We start from the raw sequence: 21,285 nt of genomic DNA, 5'->3' as shown, positions 1-21,285 counted from the left end.
CATTTATGCCACCATCCGGCAATGTTGTCGTCGATCTTGTAGGCCGGATAAGGCGAAGCCGCCATCCGGCATCAGACAACCCATCAACTAAAAGCAGTGGCCTGCTTCAACGGCAACCGCCTCTTCACCCGCTTTAAAGATATACGTGGTGTTCGGGCCGCCGAGCACGGACTGACCGTTACTTACCTTAATCCAGTTCCCTTCCGGCAGGCCAATCACCGTCAGTTCTGGTGCGACAACCAGCAGCTCGCGAATACGCTGTTCACGCGTTTCGCCTTTGTGGCCTTCCGGCAGTGCATTGGTGAAGTGCGGGTTAATCTGCAGCGGGAACAGACCCAGCGCATCAAAACCTTTAGGATCAACAATCGGCATGTCGTTGGTGGTGCGGATGGTCTGGCAGGCGAGGTTGGAACCTGCGCTCCAGCCGATGTACAGCGCTCCACGTTTGACGACATCCACAATCGGTGCCAGCAATCCACGCTCGCGGCTCTCTTTCAACAGTTGGAAGGTGTTGCCACCGCCAACAATCACGATTTCTGCGTTTTCTATCGCCGCAACCGGATCGGCAACGGTATGAATACCGGTGACGTTAACGCCCATTGGCGCAAAGATGGCAGCGGTTTTCGCCGTGTACTCATCCCAGGTTTGCGTCACACCGGCAAACGGAATAAACACCGCAGTGCGGCGACCATTCAGCTGCTCAGCAATTAGCGGCAGCGCATGTTCCATCCAACCTTTGCCCGGCAGCGTCGAGTTACTCAATAAAAGCAGTTCCATTATTTCTCCATGTAATCAGAAAATTACAAACCGCGGTAATGCTACCACTGTCAGTGTAACACCTTACTGATATGGCTCACGATGTTGGAAGGGGAGACAGAAGCCAGGGCTATTTTTTAAGTGTCAATTCAATACCGAGCACCTTCATCACTGCAAGTGTGGTTTTCAGCGTCGGGTTACCTTTCTCACTAAAAGAGCGATAAAGCTGCTCGCGGGATAATCCCGTTTCTGCTGCTATGTTCGCCATTCCCTTCGCGCGAGCCACCACGCCCAGTGCTTTTGCTATGTATGTTGCATCGCCTGTTTCGAGGGCATCGGCCATAAACACGGCAATTTCTTCATCATCAACCAGCGCAGTCGCGGGATCGTAGTGAGTAAGTTTATTCATGGCAGAAGATCTCCTGTGAATCCAGTGAACGAGCGAGCATTCTCCAACAGGTTTAACATCACCAGCTAAACCATTGGCCAAACGAAAAAGGCGTGTGGCAATGAGCGTTTTAGCTCTCCTGTCCCGTAGGTTTTGCTCCCAACGCAGGAAAACCATTGTCTGAAGAATTTCCATGATGACGTTCCATGTATTTTATAAACTACATTATGAATTGACAAGTTGAGACCAGAGAGTAAAAAAATGGGGAGTAAGGGGAAATGCTTGCTGGAGGAAACAGGAAAGTGTCTCGCAATAATACGTAGTTTTTCAGGATGCTGCGGTTGATACGAAAATCGATGATAGGGGAGAAGGGCGGCTTTGTGCCAGGAGCGGACCTTTGGGATACGTGCTCCACTGTTAAAACAGTGATATACACAAGTACCAAAAAAATGCACACAACGAAAAGGGGACAATACAAAGGAAACGACGCTTGAGAAAACGAGGCCAAAGTGAAAATTATCGTCATAGCTTTTGAAAACATAAGTGTTTGTAAACTAGCCAGCTATAACGTCTTTGATAAGCATTCCCGGCCGAGAAGCTACCGGGAGAAAAGGCTAACAATTAGTCGATCATTTTTCTACTACAGTTTTAAATGCTTTTAGGGCTGCCTGCCCCATCTGCTCATCCTGTTCCCAACTACCACCGCCAACCCCTAGCGCACCGACCACCTTACCTTTATAAGTCAGAGGATAGCCACCTGCGATCAGGATCAGTTTTGGATCTGCCGTGTTTATGCCGTAAAGCGGAGCACCCGGCGCGGTCAGTTTTTCCAGTTCACCCGAAGGCATGCGGGTAATAGCCGAGGTGTAAGCCTTTTTGGGCACCAGCACGGTCGTTAACAGCATGGCGTTATCGTAGCGTTGGAAAAATACCGGCCACCCTTTTTCATCTACTACGGAAAAGCTGATATCAACGCCCAGCTTACGTGCTTCATCGTGCGCTGCGGTGCTCATGGCACTGATGAGTTGCGGGTTCAGTACTGATGTGTCCTGAGCATAAGTCACTGCACTTGCAATAGACAAAGACAATACTATTGCTGTATTTCTAATATTTAACATTCTGATTCCTCATCAAATATATCAGGCAGTGGTTCTACAGACTCACTGACCGCCCAACCGGTTCAGGTCGTTATTATCAGGCCGGCTGATGTCTGATTACTTGCTCAATCATCGCGTTTTTTAATACGTTCCTTTCGCCAGTGGAATGACTGCGTCAGTGACATGCGGCGATAAATGAAGGAAGCAGGATCGTGTCTTTTTCTCACTGTTTCGGGCAAGCCTCTCTGAAAACACCTTTCTAAAATAAGCGTCACTTCGGTCATCTGATGAATTGTTCATCTGACCGTACTTTTAAAACACGCAATACAGGAGATGCCCTGACATGGCAAAAATGAAAGCGATTCAGGTTCTGGCAAAAGGCGAGCCGATGACACTTGTTGAGATCGACATCCCGGAACCACAGGAAGGACAGGTTCTGATCCGGGTTGAAGCCTGCGGCGTGTGCCACGGAGACGCTAAAGTCAGCGAAGGCATGTCCTCCGCCTTCCCTCGTATTCCCGGTCATGAAGTGGTGGGCATTGTGGAAAAATCAGGCCCTGGAGCCTCAAAGTGGAAAACAGGTCAGCGAGTAGGGGCTGGTTGGCATGGCGGTCACGGGCATACGACGGCTCTGACCATCGATGGGGGATATGCAGAATATATGGTGGCCTATGAAGACGGCCTTATTCTTATCCCTGACGATCTCTCCTCCACAGATGCGGCACCGCTACTTTGTGCTGGCGAAACTGTTTTCAGTGCGCTTCGAAACAGTAAGGCTCGTCCCGGCGATTTGGTTGCCATTTCTGGCGTTGGTGGCCTGGGGCATCTGGCCATTCAATACGCTAAAAAATCGGGCTTCCGTACCGTCGCAATTTCACGCGGGACTGATAAAGAAACGCTGTGTCGTGAGTTAGGCGCTCATGAGTACATCGATACTCAGACCACCGATATTGCTAATGCGCTGCAGGCAATGGGGGGGGCTAAAGTGATTATCGCAACAGCTCCCGTTGCCAGTGCCATCAATCCCTTAATCAAAGGCCTGGGTAAAGACGGTGAACTGATTATTGCTGCCGTTTCTGATGAAAAACTTGACTGGTCTGCAATGGACTTCCTGATGGGGCCAAATGCGGTAAAAGGGACATTCACCGACATTAACGAAATGGAAGCCGCAATCAAATTCAGCGTGCTGACGGATGTTCGCCCAATGACAGAAGTTTTCCCTCTCGAACGCGCAAAAGAAGCATTTGATAAAATGATGGCAGCCAAAACGCACTTCCGTGCAGTTCTCAGCATGAATGCCTGATAGTTAGCATTTCTTACCGCAGCCCGCTCTTAAGCGGGCTATTTTTTTGTTGCGCTACGCAGTTGCTGAATATCTTTGAGAGGGGTGAGCCCAAACTGGCGGCGATAGTCCCGTATAAACTGCGAAAGGCTTTCGTAACCCACTTCCATGCCGGCTTCTGTGACGGACAGGTCTTGTACCAGCATAAGTCGCCTTGCTTCGCTCAGACGTAATTGCTTCTGGCACTGTAGCGGCCCCATACCGACTGCTGTTTTAAACTTTTGATGAAAGCGTGAAACACTCATCCGGGTTTTATCTGCGAGTTCCTGTACACTGAAAACATCTCTGAAATTCTGTTTTATCCAGCTGTTAACCTGATAGATATCCCCGGCATTTTGAATATTCATCACGCCTTTAAGCAAAGCATCACCAAAACGGCCAGTAAGAATGGCAAACATCAATTCCCGTTTAAGGTGATTCCCCATAAAGCCAACCCTTGACGGGTGGCTGCTCAACGACAACATACGCTCCAGAATGGAGAGTAAATGCTCAGTATTTTCAATATCATCGTGATTTTTCTTGCCTGCTGAACTCTCAAAAGGTGTATCTCCTTCAGTATCCAGAATGACGCCAATGATATCTGCCAGGGAGAAATTCACTGATAAGGCTAAAAAAGGCTTTGATTCCTTTGCCTCAGGAAAAACGCCAGAGGAGGGAACATCGACAGGGGAAATAAAATATTGCCCCTGTCTGCATTCACTGATGCCACTGGCATTAAAAAGCAGAAGACGGCCTCTGATAACCATATACAGAAACGGCTCTCCGGGATCAGGAACAGGGATATGCATCGTATTGAACCGGTGAATGTGCATATAGGGCAGAATAGTTTCCGCCTCCCCGTTTTTTGAGACTAGTGCTTCGACAGATGCTTCGATGCGTGCGAGTAAGTTATTCATATCAGTTACCCGTGAATTCATGATAATGACGGTTCATGCCAGGAAGTCTAAGCGCACCAATGTTTTTTCCAGGGCCGATCGTTCTTTCCCAATCAGTGTCTGAAGCGGGAAGGGTAAGCAAGGAACTGGAACGGTACCGAGGAGCTCAGCGACCGTGGCGATAACCCTCAGGCTGCCGTGACGGCGGTAAAACACCCACAGAGGTTCAAGTGCCGTATTGAGCTGATGTGTCTCACTTTCATCCTTACTTAGCGCAGCCTGCGCCAGACTCAGGGAATAGTGAGGGAACAGCCCGCCAAGTACTGAATACCAGACATCACAGCCGGCAATCATACCGAAGGCAGACTGTGCGTCACCGCTGATCCCAATGGTAACGCCTTCAGAAACCCTGCTTTTCAGGCTTCCTACACGCCCCAGGGCTGCATTCCAGTCAGCTGGAAGATCGCCGATTTTAATCGAGCCAATGTTCTTGAGATAGGAAAGTGCAACCAACAATTCATCCGTGAACTCGAACCCTGTGGTGGCCGCATTATCATAAATGCAAAGCGGTACAGACAGCTCTGCTGTGACTCTGTCATAAAGGCGGAAAACTTCGTCCGCTGTGAGTTTTTGATAAGAGACAGGGGCCAGCAGTACGCCACTTACACCGGCTTTTTGTGCATCCTCCGCGAGCCTTAATACTTCTTCGGTGCTGACATTACCAATACTGGTCATCACCGGAATATCTGCCGCTGCACTCACTGCCAGCCGGGTCGCCCTGAAGCGTTGTTCACGGGTCAGATAAGCATAGTTCCCTGTGGAACCTAGCGCACCGATGGAATTTACCCCTGCGTCTACCAGGTTCTCAATCAACGATACAAACGATGTTTCTTCTATTTCACCATCTACAAGGGGCGTAAGAGGGAATGCACTCAGACCTTTAAACATGCTTGATTCCTTTTAAAAGAAATAATGGCTCCCTGGGACCAGTACAGCATCCGGGGATATTTTCCTACCGGGCGAACTTACGAGAGCCTATGACACACATAATGACTCCCAGTGTGATGAGTACCATCATAGGACTGACTGTTTCATGAAGGAGAGTGGCTGACAGACCAAGCCCGAAGAAAGGTTGCAGAAGCTGTAGCTGGCCGACGGCAGCGATACCACCAATTGCCAGTCCTTTGTACCAAAAGATAAAGCCGATCAGCATGCTGAAAAGCGATACATATCCCAGCGAGACCCAGGCGGAAATACCGATCCCAGAGAAGGTCGTAGGCATTGTAAGAATGGTTGCTATCAGCATGAAAGGCAGTGAAATGATCAGTGCCCAACTGATAACCTGCCAGCCCCCCAGAATGCGAGTCAGTTTTGCGCCTTCTGCATATCCCAAGCCACAGGCAATCACCGCCGCCAACATTAATAGATCGCCGATAAGTGAAACGGAGGCGCTTTGCGAGAAAGCGAACCCTACAACGAGCAAGCTGCCGATCACTGAGAAAATCCAGAAGGCCAGTTTAGGGCGTTCACCACCGCGTAGGACTCCAAAAATAGCGGTTGTCAGTGGAAGAAGACCCAGGAACACTATTGAGTGAGCAGAGGTAACGTGCTGTAAAGCCATAGCAGTCAGTAAAGGAAAACCAATAACAACGCCTAGAGACACAATGATCAATGGAACAATTTGTGAGGCTTGCGGGCGCTTTTCTCTAAAACCGAAGATCAACAATATAGCCAGTATTCCGGCAATGGTCGCACGGAGAAATGTCAGGAAAAAAGGGTCCATATCAAGGACGGCGACGCGCGTGGCAGGTAACGAGCCACTAAAAATTACGACTCCTAACAAACCATTGACCCAACCGGATATTGAACTGGGATCTGTTTTATTTACGACTGAATTAACCAAAGTAACCTCACTCTCTACATCTACATTTTGCCCGCAGGCTTGAGCATTTGTTGCACGAATGGTAATCTCACAAACCTGATACAATCAAATTATTGTCATGGATACATTTGATGAAAGCACGCTACAAAGCTATCGTGGACAAATTTGCTGAGATGATACGCAGCGGTAAAATTTTGGCTGGTACGCGTTTGCCGACTCACCGCGATCTTTCTGCTCAGGAACATATCTCGCTGGCTACGGCGACACGGGTCTACAGCGAACTGGAAGCAATGGGTCTTGTTAGTGGAGAAACCGGGCGTGGGACGTTTGTCAGGGAAATCTCGTTACCTTACGGTCATGGCATAGATCAGCATGCTGTTGCCACGGATGTACTGGATCTCAATTTCAATTATCCCTCCCTGCCTGGGCAGGGCGAACTCCTTCGTGACGCCCTTCGGCAGGTATCTACTGTTGGGGACATTGAATCGCACCTACGATATCAGCCCCATGCAGGCAGGCCTGCTGAAAGGGAGATCATTGCAGGTCATCTTTCTGGGAGAGGGTTTAAACCGGCGGCAGACAATGTGGTAATTGTGAATGGTGCACAGCACGGGTTAACGATTACAGCTATGGGATTGTTAAGGCCGGGAGACGTAGTGGCAGTGGATGCCCTTACCTATCCAGGTTTCAAAGCACTGGCCGAACTATTTCACCTTGAGCTTATCGCAATCCCGTCACTGGCTGACGGCCCGGATTATGCTGCACTCAAACAGTTATGCAAGAAAAGACATGTCAGAGCCGTTTACACCATGCCTACCATGCACAACCCGTTGGGTTGGGTGCTTACACATAGCCAAAGGAAAGAGCTTTCGGCTATTGCGCGGGCGCACGACCTGCTGATTATTGAAGATACAGCCTATTCCTACCTCATACGCCGGCCCCTACCTCCGGTCGCGTTTTACGCGCCGGAACGCACGGTCTACGTCACTGGATATTCCAAAAATGTCGCAACCGGTCTTCGGGTTGGTGCCGTTGTGTGCCCTGAAGCATACCGTCCCGCTCTCGAAAGGGCCGTTCGGGCAACAACTTGGAATACTCCGTCAGTAATGACCACGCTGGTGTGCAACTGGATACAGGATGGCACTGTTGAACGCTTTGAAGAACTTAAGCGACAGGATGCCCGTCAGAGACAAACGGTGCTCAGAGATGCTCTGGGCGATATTCCCTGTATTACACATCCAGGTTCCTATTTTGCCTGGCTGCCACTTTCCGATGAATCACGGGCCGATCGTGTCGTTAAGGTTCTGATGGATAGCCATATTTCTGTTTCAACTGCCGAACCGTTCTGCACCTCACAGACCATTCCCCAGGCTATTCGGGTAGCGCTTGGCTCTGTCTCGATTGAGAACTTGCACAAAGCATTATTGAAAGTACGCAACGCCGTTGAAAATGAACAATATCGTTAATTGCAGAGGTGGGGTTCAGTAATGAAAAAAGCTAATTTTGCCCAGCTAAAAACGGGAAAATTCACTATATAAACAATTATGTGAACGTCCGTTTTTCGCTCTGAGCAGACCTTCAGAAAAGCGATATAAACTACTGCCTGTTACACTTCAATTCCTTTCTGTTTCAGCTCTTTTCTAATCACACGTTTAATCCAGGCTGCCAACGATTCATCGCCATCCTGTCGTTGTGCTTCTTCCATCGCTTTGCGCAGTTCCGGATCCAGACGGAATTGAAACGGGGGATTGCCTCTTCTTTCGTTCATGTGTATTGACACCTTAATTACATGAGATGTGTGATGACACACTACTCTTACATGTCATAAATACCAACTTCTAAACTTCAATCCCTTTCTGCTTCAGTTCTTTCCTGATAATGCGCTTAATCCATGCGGATACTGAAGCGTCACCATCCATTGAAAGCGCTTTCTGAATCCCTGCTTCCAGTTCCGGCTCGACACGTAATGCGATTTGTTTGTTGCCTTTCTTTTTGAATTCAACCGTTGACATGTGTCTGACACCTGATTTACATTGGTAATCGTAAGACAAGTGTAAGTCAATTGTCTTACAGAAACAACGAAGCCCGGCAGTGCGCCAACACATACCGAGCTTCTAACCACAACATTATACGAGGTAATGCTATGGCTGATGCTAATAGTACCACTAACGCTTGTTTTGCGTCTTCTTCTCTCATTTCACAGGCCGATCTGCTTTATTTTCCACTCGCCGAGGCGTTCCGCCATCTTGATTGTAGCCATCTCACTACCGAAGAAAATCTGGCGCTATCGTTTGGCTGTGAAGAGGCGCTGGCGGGGTTGTACCAGACGCTGAATTTTATGGGCGAAAGCCTGCTGACCATGGCGGGTGAAGGTCAGGAACATTTTGCGTATGAGAGCATATGCCAGTTAGGACACAGTCTGGTAAACATCAGCCAGTTGATTCCCGCGCTGGCGCAATTGGAAGCGAAAGCTGACCAGCAACTGTTTGCTGTTGCATAGTACCTAAAATAAACAGAGCGCCCATCCCTGGCGCTCTGTTCCTGCTTCTTTACCCCGCCCGCGCAAATTCGGCCGCTTCGGCGATTAGCGCGTCATCCGGACGTACGCCGGTGTACATGGCGAACTGCTCTACGGCCTGTAAGGCAATCACCTCTGCACCGCTGATGGTTTTTTTACCCAGCTTTTGCGCCAGCTTAATCACCGGTGTTTCCGGCGGCAGGGCGACGACGTCAAACACCACGCTGGCGGCAGCGACCATTGCTTCGCTGTAGGCCAGTTCATCGCTCTCTTTACCGCCTGCCATGCCGACGGGCGTCACGTTGACCAGAATATCGCAGGCAATCCCTTCCGGCTGCGGTTGCCACTGAAAACCGTACTGTTTTGCCAGCGCCGGGCCGCTCTCACGGTTACGGGCGACGATGATGACATCGTGAAAACCGGCATCGCGAAATGCGGCAATGACTGCTTTACCCATTCCACCACTGCCGCGGATCATAACGCGTGCGCGGTTATCAAGCTGGTGGCTGGCAATCAGACTTTTTACCGCAATGTAGTCGGTGTTAAATCCTGTCAGCGTGCCGTTGTCATTGACGATAGTGTTGACGGAATCAATGACGCTTGCGGAAGGGTCGATGGCATCCAGAAACGGCATGCAACTCTCTTTAAACGGCATCGATACCGCACAGCCGCGGATCCCGAGTGCGCGAACGCCTTTCACTGCGGCCTCAATATCCTGCGTAGTAAAGGCTTTGTAGATAAAATTTAATCCTAACTTTTCATACAAATAGTTGTGAAAACGTGTGCCAAAGTTGCCGGGGCGACCGGCCAGCGACATGCACAGTTGGGTGTCGCGGTTAATCATGTTAAATCTCCTCGGCGTGAGACAATACGTACTGTTCGGCTTCCTGTGACCAAATCCCCTGATGACGTTCCAGGATATCGCGCAGGGCCGGATCGTCAATCTGCGTGAGTGCGGTTAGCGGTAACGCTTTGCCAGTGTAGACCAGCTTTTTCCCACCACCGACTTTTGGCAGCTCCAGCGTTGTTTCACCAGCCGCATTCAGCCCCAGAATGTGCGTCACCACTTTTGCGGCCTGAACCTTCTTCTCTTCGATCAGTTTTACCGCCGCGCGCATATCGTCGGTATTGCCGCCAGACGTGCCAACGTAATGGGTGAAAGCATAATGCACATCGTAGAAGTTAATTGGCGCGCTGAACTGCTTATCCTGCGGGCCGGCAAAGAAATTCATGCAGCCATCGGCGGCCAGCAGGGAAGAGGCCAGTGTGACCAACTGTTCATTGGGCACAAACACAAAGATGTCGTCAAACCCGTGACCGCCGCTCAGCGCCATCAGCGTGTCGTAAGCCGCATCCTGGGCGTGGAGATAGTGGATCAGCGTTTGTGGCTCAGAAGGATAGTGTTTGCGGGCGTAGCTCAACTTGTCGTTATTGGTGTCAGTCACTACCAGCAGCGCCGGATTGACCGGGCCGTGCAACGCATAATCGATTGCCAGCAATCCCATTGGCCCGGTACCGCCGAGGATCAGCGTGCGCCCTTGCGGACGAATGCCCATCTTATGGTTGTAAGTGCCTTCCTGCAGATGATAGTTGGCATTGAATGCGCCAATCACGCAGGAAAGCGGCTCAACCAGCGAGCCTTCAAAATAGGTTTCACCTTCGTAGGCCAGCAGGCAATCCTGCTCCATCACTTCATTGGGTATGATGACGTGCGTGGCTTCGCCGCCCACCCACGGGAAGGAGTAGCCGGGGCAGTCCGGGCGATCCGGCAGTTGCAGGTTAGCCTGAATAACATAGCGTTGGCCGGGCTGAAACTTATGCTGCCATTTTTTCCCCACGGCGAGAATATCGCCGCAGAACTCGTGGCCGATGATAATCGGGTTGGTGGCCACATCGTCTGGTACCTTTTTGTGATTCTCACCCTGGTTAGCCTCTTTCCAGGAAGAAAGGCACAGGCTGTCGGTCACGACCGAGGCCAGAATTTCATCATCCTGCATTTCGGGAAGGTCGAAGGTTTCCAGGCGCAGATCGCGTTTACCATAAAGGCGTAAAGCTGTTGTTGTTTGCATTGTTACCACCTCTTCCTCTTTCGAGGACAATTTGTTGACGTTGCCCCGACATCGCCGGGGCGGAAAAATCAGGACAGGAAGCCCAGCGCGTTACCGATAATCCCCAGTGCAAACAGGGCGAATATCAGCCATACCGGATTAATTTTCTTGTTGAGTAGCCGCACCATCAGCAGCGTCAGACCCAGCGCCAGCAGGCCAGGGCAGAGCTGATCGAGTATGTTCTGCACGGTCATGGTGACGGTGGTACCGTCTGCGCCTGGCGTTTGCGATACCACCAGCGGCACGTTGATGCTGGTCCACTTGGTGACCAGCACCCCCATCACAAACAGACCCAGAATTGATGCCCCTTCGGTCAGTTTTTGCAGCAGGTTACCGCCCATGTCGCTGACGATGTTGACCCCTTTACGAAAGCCAAGCTGTAAGCCGTACCACTTCATCGCCAGACGCACTGCGTTGAAAATAAAGAAGAACAATAGCGGCCCGAGAATGTTACCGGACAGCGCCAAAGACGCGCCGAGCGCGGCAGTAATCGGGCGCAATGTTCCCCATACCAACGGATCGCCGACGCCGGCGAGTGGGCCCATCAGCCCAACTTTGATGCCGTTGATCGCGCCATCGTCAATTTCCGCGCCATTGGCACGCGCTTCTTCCATCGCGGCGGTCACGCCAATTACCGGGCCACACACGGCAGGTGTGGTGTTGAAGAACACCAGGTGGCGTTTGAGCGCTGCGACCTGATCTTCCTTCAGCGGATACAGGCGCTTAATGGCTGGGATCATGTCGTAGCAAAAGCCCAGCCCATGAATACGTTCAAAGTTGAATGACGCCTGTTGCAGGTTGGAGCGAACAAACATGCTAAACAGGTCGGATTTGGTCAGTTTTTTCTGTTCCATGGTCGGCTCCATTAGTCATCAAGCTGATCGAGAGCTTGAGAAGAGGCGGCTTGCGCCTGCGGTTCGGCTTTACGCCACTGCGGGTTCAACTGGATGTAGACCAGCGCGATAATCACGCCCACGCCACCGAAAGCCAGCAGACTCAAATCGAGATAACCCCCGGCGATAAACCCGAGGAAGAAGAAGGGCATCAGGTACTTCACGCCCATCATGCGCAGCACCATGGCGTAACCGACCACCACGATAAAACCACCGGCAATCTGCAACCCGTGCGTGACGAAGTCCGGAATGGCGTTCAGCATGTTGCTGACCATATCGGCGCTGACAAACAGCGAGACGATTAATGCAGGAATGGCGACACGCAGCGCCTGTACGCCGAGCGCGGAAACGTGGAGCATATCGATGGTGCGAAAGCGTGCGTCTTCCGCGGCTTTATCCGCCGCATGCTGAAATACCACAGTGATGGTGCGAGCGAATACCGTCAGCACCTGGCCTGCCGCCGCGACCGGCAGGGCGATGGCGATACCGGTGGCGATACTTTGTTGCCCGACGATAACCAGAATGGCGGAGATAATACTGGCAAGCGCCGAATCGGGGGACTGCGCGGCACCGACGTTCATCCAACCCAGAGCAATCAACTCCAGCGTGCCGCCGAGCATAATCCCGGTTTTTAAATCACCAAGGATCAGGCCGATAACGGTACAGGCGATGAGCGGGCGGTGGGTCTGGAATTCATCCAGCACGCTGCCCATTCCGGCAATACAGGAAAATATAAATATGGCGATAATTTGTAGGGTACTAATTTCCATAATTTGTCACCTTAAGGGTATAACGATCCCTGCCTGTTACGGCATATTTCTACAGGCGCTATTTATTATTCGCTAACGGACTGCTCTTTTATTTTCTCAAGAATATTAATTGCTGGGTCGGAGGCAACGACGCGCAAATCCAGTTTCACTCCCAACTGATCCAATTGATGAAAAGCATTAATATCGTCATCATCTAAAGAAACGGCTTTGGTTAATTGTTTTTTACCCGGTCGCCAGGCCATGCCACCAATATTTAAGGTGGCGATTTTTACCCCTTGCTTAACCATGGCCAGCGCATCCTGCGGACGGGTAAAGAGATAAAAAACGGTTTCATTCTGATATTGCGGATTATGATAAACCGCCACCGCCTTTTCGATATTCACGACGTTGACCTTCATCCCCGGCGGGGCGGCCTGGCGTAATAATGTTCGGCGAACTTCATCGTTATATACCTCATCATTGCAGATAATAATCCGCTGGGCGTTGGCCACTTTCGACCAGACGGTAGTGACCTGGCCGTGGATCAGGCGGTCATCAATACGGGCAAGGGTAATGTTCATCAAAAATCCTCTTCGGTCGTTGCCAGATGCTGCCAGACAACGCAGGTTTGTTGAGCAATGGTCGTCAGGTGTTCGCACAGTTCATCCACATTCATACTGCTCTGGTTGTCAACCAGCTCCAGTGCCAGCGGCAGCGACAACCCGCTAATAACGCGTATCGCCGGGTTGTGCATCGCCAGCGTTGCGGCGGCATTCCATGGACTGCCACACTGCAAATCGACGGCAATCAGCCATTCATCATTGGTGTGAACGCTTACTAACTTTTTCAGCTTTGCCACGATGTCGCTGGCGTTCTCGCCGGGGACAAATGTTACCGCTTCAACGTTGGCATCGCCGTAGACCATTTGCACCGATTCCAGCATGGCGCAGGCCAGTTTGCCGTGGGCGCAGAAGATTGCATTGACCATAAAACCTCCTTAGCCGCGCGTTTTTCCGCCCGCAATGTTAGTGGTTACCCCGGTGATGTAGCTGGCACGTTCAGACAACAGATAACAAACAAAATCAGCGACTTCGCCCAAACGCCCCGAACGTCCAATCGGGATCGCGTTCTTGGTATATCCCTCGCGTAGCTGCTCAACGGTGATATTGCGGGTCCAGGCCAGCGCTTCTTCATACTCGGGGGTGCGTAGCCCGGTTTTTTCCAGAATGCCAGGCGCAATACCGACCACACGAATCCCGTGTTTGCCCAGTTCTTTCGACCACGAGCGGGTAAAGCTATTTAGTGCGGCTTTGGTGGCGGCATAGCAGCTCTGACCTTCAGAACCTTCCAGTCCGCTTTCTGAAGAGACATTCACAATCACGCCGTCATGCTGTGTTACCATCTGGCGCGCTACCGCTTGTGACATTAAAAAAACGCCTTTTTGGTTGATGTTGACCATTTTTTCAAAAGCGGCTTCATTGAGTTCATATTGCCCGGCCGGGGCTTTTTCATCGACCAGCAGGCGCGGGAAATTAACCCCCGCGTTATTCACCAGCCCATCAATACGGCCAAAACGACGGATAATTTCAGCAACGGTGTGACTGACTTCTTTGGCGCTGGAAATATCTGTTGGCCAGAAATGATATTTGCTGTGGTCGGTATATTTACCGTCGCCACCATGAATATCTGCCATTTGTACATTAGCACCTTGCGCTAATAACTCTTCAACAATAGCCAGGCCAATTCCTGATGCGCCACCGGTAACAATAATGACTTTATCCTGTAGATTTAACCACGTTTGCATAATCAACTCCCAATTTCAGATAAGGGGACCCTGCATAAAGTAAATTATGTCAGGATCAATTCGAATATATTTACTTCAACAGCAATTCAGCGGTATGACTGTTAGTGACTAAACCGTTAATATAATTTCCACGTAATGCACCAAGTATTCCACTCAGTTTTTCTTCCCCCATGGCAATGCCGATGGAGTAACGTGCCTGCTTTAATTTATTGGTTTCGATCGAGAGTGTTTTTTCACTCATACTGGTCTCTACCGTCACGCCGTCGATATCATAAAAGCGCGAGCAGATGTCTCCGGCGACATGGCGGGCGTGCAGGTCATCACTCTCTTCGCTGCCGTAAAAGGCGTGCCAGTTGGCACCGTCACGGATCGCCGGGGAGCCAATGCCGACCAGCGCGACGTCCAGGTTATCCCAGTAGGCGGAAATCGACCGGAAGTGCTGGGACTGCATAATCCCGTTACGGATCAGCGGGTTTTCCAGCAGTGCCGGGAAATCGGCCAGGTGCGATTCGCCCTTGAGCTTTGCCGCGGCGCTGTAGGTCAGCGTATTGACGTGGTAACGGCTTTCAAGCTTGCCGGAGGGGCCGCCGATAATCGGTACGCAGATCAGCTGGCGCGACTGGCTGGCCGGAGATAATCCTTCGACCAGCCCCCGAACGGCGCGCCCCCATGAGAAGCCGATAATATCGCCGGGTTCCAGTAAGCGCTCCAGCAGCTGTGCGCCGTGCACCCCCATCATCGCGAGCTGTTCGTCTTCCTGTTCGCTGTCGCAGGAGACCACCACCGCTTCTTTCAGGCCAAATTTCTGTTTTAGCTGTTGTTCCAGCCACAGGTTCTCGTTGAAGTCGTAATTAATGGCAATGGTAACGATGCCTGATTCGCGGCCACGTTTTAGCAGGCGGCTGATCGTGGTGCGATAAATTCCCAGCTCGCGGGCGATTTGCGCTTGCGTCATGTCCTGTTCGTAATAGAGCTGCGCTATTTTTACGATCAGGCGGATATCATCGCTGTTTTCCGTTGCCATCTTTGGGCTCCTGCACATTTGTGCAAATCACTAAATTGTCTTCTTGATCTGATATAACCCCATCCATGGCCCAGCTCAAAGTAATTTTCTCTTCTTTCAGCGCCATGAACTGGCAGTTTGTGTTGCACATTTGATGTACCGATAGCGCGTTGTCGGCACATATGTGCTTATTGATGTAATACCTTGATTCTGTGTATTTTCGCGCAACAAAATTGCAGGCATGGGGTGCTGACACTTTTGTGTCGAAAAGTGTGGCGGATCACAAATAGCGTTCTGGCATTCGAACACGATTATTTTTTATCGCCCGCAAGGTAGGGTATATTTCGCTTTTAATACACAAAGTCATTCAAGTTGTATCAAGGCGGCAAGGGAGCGAATCCCTGGGAGCATAGAGAGCTATGTGACCTGGGTGAGTGAGGGCAGCCAACGCAGAGACAGCCTGAAGGATGACGTGTATACAGGAGAAATTATGCTGCCCGACTCATCTATCCGATTAAACAAATACATCAGTGAAAGCGGAATCTGCTCGCGTCGCGAAGCAGATCGCTTTATCGAACAAGGGAATGTCTTCCTGAATGGCAAACGCGCCACCATTGGCGATCAGGTGATGCCTGGCGACGTCGTAAAAGTAAATGGTCGGTTGATTGAGCCGCGCGAAGCGGAAGATCTGGTTTTTATTGCGCTGAACAAACCCGTGGGGATTGTCAGTACCACTGAAGACAGCGAACGCGACAACATTGTTGATTTTGTTAACCACAGCAAGCGTGTGTTCCCAATTGGTCGTCTGGACAAAGACTCTCAGGGACTTATCTTTCTGACCAACCACGGCGACCTGGTGAATAAAATCCTGCGTGCCGGTAACGATCACGAAAAAGAGTATCTGGTGACGGTAGATAAGCCAGTCACTGATGACTTTATCCGTGGGATGGGAGCCGGTGTGCCAATTCTCGGCACCGTTACCAAAAAATGTAAGGTGAAGAAAGAAGCGCCGTTTGTGTTTCGCATCACGCTGATTCAGGGGCTGAACCGTCAGATCCGTCGTATGTGCGAGCACTTTGGTTATGAAGTGACTAAGCTTGAGCGTACGCGTATCATGAACGTTGGTCTGTCAGGCCTGCCGCTGGGTGAATGGCGCGACCTGACGGATGACGAACTGATCGATCTGTTCAAGTTGATTGAGAACTCGTCCTCAGAAGCCAAACCGAAGGCGAAAGCGAAGCCAAAAACCACAGGCATTAAGCGCCCGGTAGTGAAAATCGAAAAATCGGCTGAAAAAGAGAAATCACGCCCGGCAGCAAACGGTAAGCGCTTTACCTCGCCGGGGCGTAAGAAGAAAGGGCGTTAACGTCTGCCGCGTGTTGGCGTATTCGCTGACCAGGAAAACGATGCTTCCGCATCCGGTTTATAAGCCTGCTTTTTCTTCAACTGGCGGGCTTTTTTTGCCTCTGCTTCGCGCAAAACCATCAGTTTATCGATGTACTCTTTCTTAATGCTGTTGGTCTCAGCGTTGGTGAGTAGTCGACCATGTGCAATACGCGCGCGGTCGAGAAGCGTTTTCAGTTCACGCTGTTCGCGCTCGGTCATCTCTTTTTGGGTAATGCGGGGGAGTGCCATTAGGGTGCCCTCAGTTAGCCAGAGATTTTAGTTTACGGGAATCTCTGGCTGAGAGATAGCGCTGCTGCTTATCAGGCTTACGGAGAATTTACAGGCCGGATAGGGCGTTTCGCCGCATCCGGCATGCGAGCATATATCACTCAAACAAATTATGGTGCAGTTTCTGGACGACCAACTCGGCTTCGGTGCCCGGCACCAGGAAGCACAGGTTATGGCTGGATGCGCCGTAGCAAATCATGCGAATGTTGAATGGCTCCAGTACACCGAACACCTCTTTGCCGACGCCACAGGCTTTTGACAGGTCATTACCAATCAACGCCACCAGCGCCAGACCTTCTTCAACTTCAACCCGACACAGGGCAGACAGTTCCATCAGCAGAGACTGTGTTAACAGTGTATCGCCGGTGGAGGTGGAGCCGGTGGTGTCCAGCGTCAGCGCCACACTGACTTCGGATGTGGTGATCAAATCTACCGAGATATTGTGGCGTGCCAGGATGCCGAACACTTCCGCTAAAAAGCCGCGAGAGTGCAGCATATTCAGGCTATGCAGCGTCAACAGTGTTTGTTTGCGGCGCAGGGCCAGCGCCCGAAACAGCGGCGGATTCGCGGTTTTATTACACACCAGCGTGCCGCCTGCTTTTGGATCTTTGCTGGAGCCAACAAACACCGGGATATCGCTACGTACGGCAGGTAACAGGGTTGCCGGGTGCAGGACTTTCGCACCGAAGGTTGCCATTTCCGCGGCCTCTTCGAAGGCGATCTCATCGATACGCTGCGCTGCGGGAACAACGCGCGGATCGGTGGTGTAAATGCCAGGAACATCGGTCCAGATATCGACGCGCGTAGCGTGCAGCGCTTCGGCCAGCAGGGCGGCTGTATAATCGCTGCCGCCGCGTCCCAGTGTGGTGGTACGGCCTTTGCTTTCGCTACCGATAAAGCCCTGAGTAATGACCAGACCTTCGCTCAACCGCGGGGCAAGCTGGATGGCTGCCAGTTCGGCCAGCGCCGCTACATCTGGCTCAGCACGACCAAAGCGATCGTTGGTGCGCATCACTTTGCGGACATCAAACCATTGGGCCTGAACGTTACGCTCGCGCAGGATCTCAACAAACAGCAGGGTAGACATCAGTTCACCGTGGCTGACCAGTTCATCCGTCAGCGCCGTGGAGGTAGCCAGTGAGGCCGCCTCGGCCAGCGTAGTGATGTTTTCCAGCAGACGCTCAATTTCTTCGCGGATCACGTTCGGATAACGCAGGCGTTCCAGAATATTGAACTGAATTTGACGAATGGCGTCGAGTTTCTCGAAGCGCTCAGTCGGCTCCAGCCCTTCTGCCAGTGCAACCAGCAGATTGGTAATACCTGCTGAAGCGGAAAGCACCACTAAGCGGACGTTAGTATCGGAAAGTACGACATCCGCGCTGCGATTCATGGCGTCAAAATCCGCCACGCTGGTACCACCAAACTTGGAGACAACTACATCAGTCATAACTACCTCGTGTCAGGGAATGAATAGAGCGACCATGGCACATAAGGCAGAACAAAAACCGGTGCAGGCGCAAATGCAAATACCGTATTACATTTCGTCCTTCAATCTGCCTCTTCGTTGGCTGCACCTGCTCACCACAGTCACTTACTTCAGTAAGCTCCTGTGGATTCTCAGGTTTGCCGCCTTGACGCATATCGAATGACTTTATGTATATAAATAAAAGGCATGGCCTGTGCTGTCAACGCTGGGATTATGCGGATTTTTCATGCTGCAACTGCGTTGAGTAACGGTACTAATAACAACGCTGATAACCGCTATACTTTTTAGCCACGTTTGGCGGATGCCCTGGCAATGGCATTAAAACAATCACACTTTTCTGTGACTGGCGTTACAATCGATCTCAGTCACAATTCTCAAAATCAGAAGAGTATTGCTAATGAAAAACATCAATCCAACGCAGACCTCAGCCTGGCAGGCACTACAAAAACACTTTGAAGAGATGAAAGACGTTACTATCGCGGACCTGTTCGCGAAAGATAGCGATCGTTTCACTAAGTTTTCCGCGACGTTTGACGATTTGATGCTGGTGGATTTCTCCAAAAACCGTATCACGGAAGAGACGCTGGCTAAACTGCAGGATTTGGCGAAAGAGACCGATCTGGCGGGTGCCATCAAGTCCATGTTCTCCGGTGAGAAAATCAACCGCACCGAAGACCGCGCCGTGCTGCACGTGGCGCTGCGCAACCGTAGCAATACGCCGATCATCGTTGATGGTAAAGATGTGATGCCGGAAGTGAATGCGGTGCTGGAGAAAATGAAATCCTTCTCTGAAGCGATTATCTCCGGAAGCTGGAAAGGCTACACCGGCAAAGCGATCACGGATGTGGTGAACATCGGTATCGGCGGCTCCGACCTCGGCCCGTTCATGGTGACCGAAGCGCTGCGTCCATATAAAAATCACCTGAATATGCACTTTGTGTCTAACGTCGATGGTACGCACATTGCCGAAGTGCTGAAAAAAGTGAACCCGGAAACCACGCTGTTCCTGGTCGCGTCTAAAACCTTCACCACCCAGGAAACCATGACCAACGCCCACAGCGCGCGCGACTGGTTCCTGGCGACCGCTGGTGACAATAAACACGTTGCGAAACACTTTGCTGCGCTGTCCACCAACGGTAAAGCGGTTGGCGAGTTTGGTATTGATACTGCCAACATGTTTGAGTTCTGGGACTGGGTTGGCGGTCGTTACTCTCTGTGGTCTGCCATTGGCCTGTCCATCATTCTGTCCGTGGGCTTCGACAACTTCGTTGAGTTGCTGTCCGGTGCACATGCGATGGACAAACACTTCTCCACCACCCCGGCGGAGAAAAACCTGCCGGTACTGCTGGCGCTGATCGGTATCTGGTACAACAACTTCTTCGGTGCAGAAACCGAAGCAATCCTGCCGTACGACCAGTATATGCACCGCTTCGCGGCCTACTTCCAGCAGGGCAACATGGAATCCAACGGTAAATACGTTGACCGTAACGGTAACGCCGTGGACTACCAGACTGGCCCAATCATCTGGGGTGAGCCGGGTACTAACGGCCAGCATGCGTTCTACCAGCTGATTCACCAGGGTACCAAAATGGTTCCTTGTGACTTTATCGCGCCGGCGATTACCCATAACCCGCTGTCTGATCACCATCCGAAACTGTTGTCTAACTTCTTCGCTCAGACCGAAGCGCTGGCATTTGGTAAATCTCGTGAAGTGGTTGAGCAGGAATATCGCGATCAGGGTAAAGATCCGGCCCAGCTCGAACACGTTGTGCCGTTCAAAGTGTTTGAAGGCAACCGTCCGACGAACTCTATTCTGCTGCGTGAAATCACGCCGTTTAGCCTGGGTGCGTTGATTGCGTTGTATGAACATAAAATCTTTACTCAGGGTGCCATCCTGAACATCTTCACTTTCGACCAATGGGGCGTGGAGCTGGGCAAACAGCTGGCAAACCGCATTCTGCCGGAACTGAATGATGACAAAGAAATCACCAGCCATGATTGCTCGACCAACGGTTTGATTAACCGTTATAAGTCCTGGCGTGCCTGATGGCGCTGCGCTAATCAGGCCTACAGGCGTACACTTGTAGGCCGGATAAGGCGTTTCGCCGCCATCCGGCATTAATGAAATAAAAAAGCCGATATTAATATCGGCTTTTTTTATAAGATTACTCCAGGATATCTACACCTTTTCTTCATTTCTTAATTGAGCTTAATCCTAAAACAATTCATTCAACGTTATCCTGTTTCTGATGTTTTCAGATTTTTCGGGTATTGTATTTTTTATTTATATATTTTAACTGATTGATTAATTTAAGTTTATTATAAACAGTAAATAATTTCATTTCTTGCCATCTAATTATCCTAAATATCCGGCCGGTCTAATTTGCATACTTTGGTTGTGTATACTCGATCTCGCCTGAAATTCTTTTGGGTAAATCTCCATTCATGCAATGAAGGGAATTTGTGATGAAAAAAGTTCTGTATGGCCTGTGGGCTATATCTGCGCTTGCGGCGACCTCTGTTTATGCCGCCCCCGTTCAGGTGGGGGAGGCCGCAGGGTCGGCAGCAGCGTCGGTTTCGGCAGGAAGTTCCTCCGCAACCAGCGTGAGCACCGTAAGTTCTGCGGTGGGGGTCGCCCTGGCGGCAACCGGTGGTGGCGATGGTTCTAATACCGGAACAACCACTACTACAACCACCAGTACCCAGTAGT

24 protein-coding genes are annotated in these 21,285 nt (G+C 50.9%); 6 read left to right on the top strand and 18 right to left on the bottom strand.

Translation table 11 applies throughout. The features are described from left to right. Window positions 1-87: 87 nt before the first annotated feature. The 3 genes from pepE to QMN38_RS23630 all read right to left on the bottom strand — a co-directional run bounded on the left by pepE (window position 88) and on the right by QMN38_RS23630 (window position 2,262). On the bottom strand, window positions 88-777 hold the full coding sequence (gene pepE, locus QMN38_RS23640; RefSeq protein ID WP_323606201.1) for a dipeptidase PepE: 690 nt from the start codon (window positions 775-777) through the stop codon (window positions 88-90). 109 nt (window positions 778-886) lie between these two features. Then, the gene (locus tag QMN38_RS23635) at window positions 887-1,165 is read right to left on the bottom strand and encodes an addiction module antidote protein (protein WP_111466256.1); all 279 of its coding nucleotides are present in this window, start codon (window positions 1,163-1,165) and stop codon (window positions 887-889) included. A 608-nt stretch (window positions 1,166-1,773) separates the two neighbouring features. Then, window positions 1,774-2,262, bottom strand: a complete 489-nt coding sequence (locus QMN38_RS23630; protein ID WP_323606199.1) for a GlcG/HbpS family heme-binding protein — start codon at window positions 2,260-2,262, stop codon at window positions 1,774-1,776. A gap of 322 nt (window positions 2,263-2,584) precedes the next feature. Between QMN38_RS23630 and QMN38_RS23625 the strand changes: the two genes are divergently transcribed. Beyond that, a complete protein-coding gene (locus QMN38_RS23625; RefSeq protein ID WP_137381214.1) occupies window positions 2,585-3,544 on the top strand; it encodes an alcohol dehydrogenase catalytic domain-containing protein in 960 nt (319 codons plus the stop codon). Between the two features lie 38 nt (window positions 3,545-3,582). Here QMN38_RS23625 and QMN38_RS23620 read toward each other — a convergent pair whose 3' ends face one another. From QMN38_RS23620 to QMN38_RS23610, 3 genes are all read right to left on the bottom strand, one after another. Further along, window positions 3,583-4,479, bottom strand: a complete 897-nt coding sequence (locus QMN38_RS23620) for an AraC family transcriptional regulator (RefSeq protein WP_323606196.1) — start codon at window positions 4,477-4,479, stop codon at window positions 3,583-3,585. Window positions 4,480-4,512: 33 nt separating this feature from the next. Then, the gene (locus QMN38_RS23615; protein ID WP_323606194.1) at window positions 4,513-5,406 is read right to left on the bottom strand and encodes a dihydrodipicolinate synthase family protein; all 894 of its coding nucleotides are present in this window, start codon (window positions 5,404-5,406) and stop codon (window positions 4,513-4,515) included. 64 nt (window positions 5,407-5,470) lie between these two features. After that, window positions 5,471-6,361, bottom strand: a complete 891-nt coding sequence (locus QMN38_RS23610; protein ID WP_323606207.1) for a DMT family transporter — start codon at window positions 6,359-6,361, stop codon at window positions 5,471-5,473. Between the two features lie 110 nt (window positions 6,362-6,471). Between QMN38_RS23610 and QMN38_RS23605 the strand changes: the two genes are divergently transcribed. Then, a complete protein-coding gene (locus QMN38_RS23605; protein WP_323606192.1) occupies window positions 6,472-7,806 on the top strand; it encodes an aminotransferase-like domain-containing protein in 1,335 nt (444 codons plus the stop codon). A gap of 140 nt (window positions 7,807-7,946) precedes the next feature. On the opposite strand, the gene QMN38_RS23600 is transcribed toward QMN38_RS23605, so the two are convergent. Both QMN38_RS23600 and QMN38_RS23595 read right to left on the bottom strand, forming a co-directional pair. Further along, window positions 7,947-8,108 (bottom strand): phage protein, encoded by a 162-nt coding sequence (locus tag QMN38_RS23600; protein WP_003841416.1) that lies wholly within the window; start codon window positions 8,106-8,108, stop codon window positions 7,947-7,949. A 70-nt stretch (window positions 8,109-8,178) separates the two neighbouring features. Then, window positions 8,179-8,352 (bottom strand): hypothetical protein, encoded by a 174-nt coding sequence (locus QMN38_RS23595; protein WP_012905930.1) that lies wholly within the window; start codon window positions 8,350-8,352, stop codon window positions 8,179-8,181. 131 nt (window positions 8,353-8,483) lie between these two features. Between QMN38_RS23595 and QMN38_RS23590 the strand changes: the two genes are divergently transcribed. After that, a complete protein-coding gene (locus tag QMN38_RS23590; RefSeq protein ID WP_137381209.1) occupies window positions 8,484-8,840 on the top strand; it encodes a hypothetical protein in 357 nt (118 codons plus the stop codon). Between the two features lie 49 nt (window positions 8,841-8,889). Here QMN38_RS23590 and QMN38_RS23585 read toward each other — a convergent pair whose 3' ends face one another. The 8 genes from QMN38_RS23585 to QMN38_RS23550 form a co-directional block, all read right to left on the bottom strand. Then, window positions 8,890-9,702, bottom strand: coding sequence for a shikimate 5-dehydrogenase (locus QMN38_RS23585; protein ID WP_323606189.1), 813 nt, complete (start codon window positions 9,700-9,702; stop codon window positions 8,890-8,892). 1 nt (window position 9,703) lies between these two features. Next, window positions 9,704-10,927, bottom strand: coding sequence for an L-sorbose 1-phosphate reductase (gene sorE / locus QMN38_RS23580; protein ID WP_271441898.1), 1,224 nt, complete (start codon window positions 10,925-10,927; stop codon window positions 9,704-9,706). 68 nt (window positions 10,928-10,995) lie between these two features. Beyond that, window positions 10,996-11,820 carry a PTS system mannose/fructose/sorbose family transporter subunit IID gene (locus QMN38_RS23575; RefSeq protein WP_003031641.1) on the bottom strand — a complete coding sequence of 275 codons (825 nt, stop codon included), beginning with the start codon at window positions 11,818-11,820 and terminating at the stop codon, window positions 10,996-10,998. Window positions 11,821-11,831: 11 nt separating this feature from the next. After that, window positions 11,832-12,629, bottom strand: coding sequence for a PTS mannose/fructose/sorbose transporter subunit IIC (locus QMN38_RS23570; RefSeq protein ID WP_271441899.1), 798 nt, complete (start codon window positions 12,627-12,629; stop codon window positions 11,832-11,834). A gap of 65 nt (window positions 12,630-12,694) precedes the next feature. Next, window positions 12,695-13,189, bottom strand: a complete 495-nt coding sequence (locus QMN38_RS23565) for a PTS sugar transporter subunit IIB (protein ID WP_271455536.1) — start codon at window positions 13,187-13,189, stop codon at window positions 12,695-12,697. Then, window positions 13,189-13,596: a mannose/fructose/sorbose PTS transporter subunit IIA gene (locus tag QMN38_RS23560; protein WP_271441901.1), complete on the bottom strand. Its 408-nt coding sequence runs from the start codon at window positions 13,594-13,596 to the stop codon at window positions 13,189-13,191. The genes QMN38_RS23565 and QMN38_RS23560 overlap by 1 nt, the downstream gene beginning before the upstream one ends. Before the next feature lie 9 nt (window positions 13,597-13,605). After that, window positions 13,606-14,412: an SDR family oxidoreductase gene (locus QMN38_RS23555; protein WP_202037190.1), complete on the bottom strand. Its 807-nt coding sequence runs from the start codon at window positions 14,410-14,412 to the stop codon at window positions 13,606-13,608. 70 nt (window positions 14,413-14,482) lie between these two features. After that, window positions 14,483-15,436 (bottom strand): sugar-binding transcriptional regulator, encoded by a 954-nt coding sequence (locus QMN38_RS23550; protein ID WP_271441902.1) that lies wholly within the window; start codon window positions 15,434-15,436, stop codon window positions 14,483-14,485. Window positions 15,437-15,905: 469 nt separating this feature from the next. On the opposite strand from QMN38_RS23550, the gene rluF reads away from it, so the two are divergent. Then, the gene (rluF, locus tag QMN38_RS23545) at window positions 15,906-16,781 is read left to right on the top strand and encodes a 23S rRNA pseudouridine(2604) synthase RluF (RefSeq protein ID WP_323606184.1); all 876 of its coding nucleotides are present in this window, start codon (window positions 15,906-15,908) and stop codon (window positions 16,779-16,781) included. On the opposite strand, the gene QMN38_RS23540 is transcribed toward rluF, so the two are convergent. Both QMN38_RS23540 and lysC read right to left on the bottom strand, forming a co-directional pair. After that, a complete protein-coding gene (locus QMN38_RS23540; protein ID WP_137381200.1) occupies window positions 16,778-17,050 on the bottom strand; it encodes a YjbD family protein in 273 nt (90 codons plus the stop codon). The genes rluF and QMN38_RS23540 overlap by 4 nt on opposite strands. A gap of 136 nt (window positions 17,051-17,186) precedes the next feature. Next, window positions 17,187-18,536 (bottom strand): lysine-sensitive aspartokinase 3, encoded by a 1,350-nt coding sequence (lysC, locus tag QMN38_RS23535; protein ID WP_271440982.1) that lies wholly within the window; start codon window positions 18,534-18,536, stop codon window positions 17,187-17,189. Window positions 18,537-18,972: 436 nt separating this feature from the next. Here lysC and pgi point away from each other — a divergent pair, with 436 nt between their 5' ends. After that, window positions 18,973-20,622, top strand: coding sequence for a glucose-6-phosphate isomerase (gene pgi / locus QMN38_RS23530; protein ID WP_271440981.1), 1,650 nt, complete (start codon window positions 18,973-18,975; stop codon window positions 20,620-20,622). Between the two features lie 419 nt (window positions 20,623-21,041). Beyond that, window positions 21,042-21,284 (top strand): exopolysaccharide production protein YjbE, encoded by a 243-nt coding sequence (gene yjbE / locus QMN38_RS23525; RefSeq protein WP_003826562.1) that lies wholly within the window; start codon window positions 21,042-21,044, stop codon window positions 21,282-21,284. The last annotated feature ends 1 nt before the right edge of the window (window position 21,285 follow it).

Origin of the sequence: Citrobacter sp. R-1.5.2 (genome assembly GCF_035064245.1) — a bacterium.
GTDB lineage: Bacteria > Pseudomonadota > Gammaproteobacteria > Enterobacterales > Enterobacteriaceae > Citrobacter.
The sequence above is the reverse complement of the archived record's forward strand: the minus strand, read 5'-3'. Positions and strand labels throughout refer to the sequence as shown.

Coding starts and splice junctions, on each gene's coding strand:
- QMN38_RS23605 (WP_323606192.1), top strand. CDS start 6,472: ATGAAAGCACGCTACAAAGCTATCGTGGACAAATTTGCTGAGATGATA.
- pepE (WP_323606201.1), bottom strand. CDS start 777: ATGGAACTGCTTTTATTGAGTAACTCGACGCTGCCGGGCAAAGGTTGG.
- QMN38_RS23565 (WP_271455536.1), bottom strand. CDS start 13,189: ATGAACATTACCCTTGCCCGTATTGATGACCGCCTGATCCACGGCCAG.
- QMN38_RS23620 (WP_323606196.1), bottom strand. CDS start 4,479: ATGAATAACTTACTCGCACGCATCGAAGCATCTGTCGAAGCACTAGTC.
- pgi (WP_271440981.1), top strand. CDS start 18,973: ATGAAAAACATCAATCCAACGCAGACCTCAGCCTGGCAGGCACTACAA.
- QMN38_RS23560 (WP_271441901.1), bottom strand. CDS start 13,596: ATGGTCAATGCAATCTTCTGCGCCCACGGCAAACTGGCCTGCGCCATG.
- QMN38_RS23570 (WP_271441899.1), bottom strand. CDS start 12,629: ATGGAAATTAGTACCCTACAAATTATCGCCATATTTATATTTTCCTGT.
- QMN38_RS23630 (WP_323606199.1), bottom strand. CDS start 2,262: ATGTTAAATATTAGAAATACAGCAATAGTATTGTCTTTGTCTATTGCA.
- QMN38_RS23600 (WP_003841416.1), bottom strand. CDS start 8,108: ATGAACGAAAGAAGAGGCAATCCCCCGTTTCAATTCCGTCTGGATCCG.
- QMN38_RS23555 (WP_202037190.1), bottom strand. CDS start 14,412: ATGCAAACGTGGTTAAATCTACAGGATAAAGTCATTATTGTTACCGGT.
- sorE (WP_271441898.1), bottom strand. CDS start 10,927: ATGCAAACAACAACAGCTTTACGCCTTTATGGTAAACGCGATCTGCGC.
- QMN38_RS23550 (WP_271441902.1), bottom strand. CDS start 15,436: ATGGCAACGGAAAACAGCGATGATATCCGCCTGATCGTAAAAATAGCG.
- lysC (WP_271440982.1), bottom strand. CDS start 18,536: ATGACTGATGTAGTTGTCTCCAAGTTTGGTGGTACCAGCGTGGCGGAT.
- QMN38_RS23615 (WP_323606194.1), bottom strand. CDS start 5,406: ATGTTTAAAGGTCTGAGTGCATTCCCTCTTACGCCCCTTGTAGATGGT.
- QMN38_RS23585 (WP_323606189.1), bottom strand. CDS start 9,702: ATGATTAACCGCGACACCCAACTGTGCATGTCGCTGGCCGGTCGCCCC.
- rluF (WP_323606184.1), top strand. CDS start 15,906: ATGCTGCCCGACTCATCTATCCGATTAAACAAATACATCAGTGAAAGC.
- QMN38_RS23540 (WP_137381200.1), bottom strand. CDS start 17,050: ATGGCACTCCCCCGCATTACCCAAAAAGAGATGACCGAGCGCGAACAG.
- QMN38_RS23595 (WP_012905930.1), bottom strand. CDS start 8,352: ATGTCAACGGTTGAATTCAAAAAGAAAGGCAACAAACAAATCGCATTA.
- QMN38_RS23590 (WP_137381209.1), top strand. CDS start 8,484: ATGGCTGATGCTAATAGTACCACTAACGCTTGTTTTGCGTCTTCTTCT.
- yjbE (WP_003826562.1), top strand. CDS start 21,042: ATGAAAAAAGTTCTGTATGGCCTGTGGGCTATATCTGCGCTTGCGGCG.
- QMN38_RS23575 (WP_003031641.1), bottom strand. CDS start 11,820: ATGGAACAGAAAAAACTGACCAAATCCGACCTGTTTAGCATGTTTGTT.
- QMN38_RS23625 (WP_137381214.1), top strand. CDS start 2,585: ATGGCAAAAATGAAAGCGATTCAGGTTCTGGCAAAAGGCGAGCCGATG.
- QMN38_RS23635 (WP_111466256.1), bottom strand. CDS start 1,165: ATGAATAAACTTACTCACTACGATCCCGCGACTGCGCTGGTTGATGAT.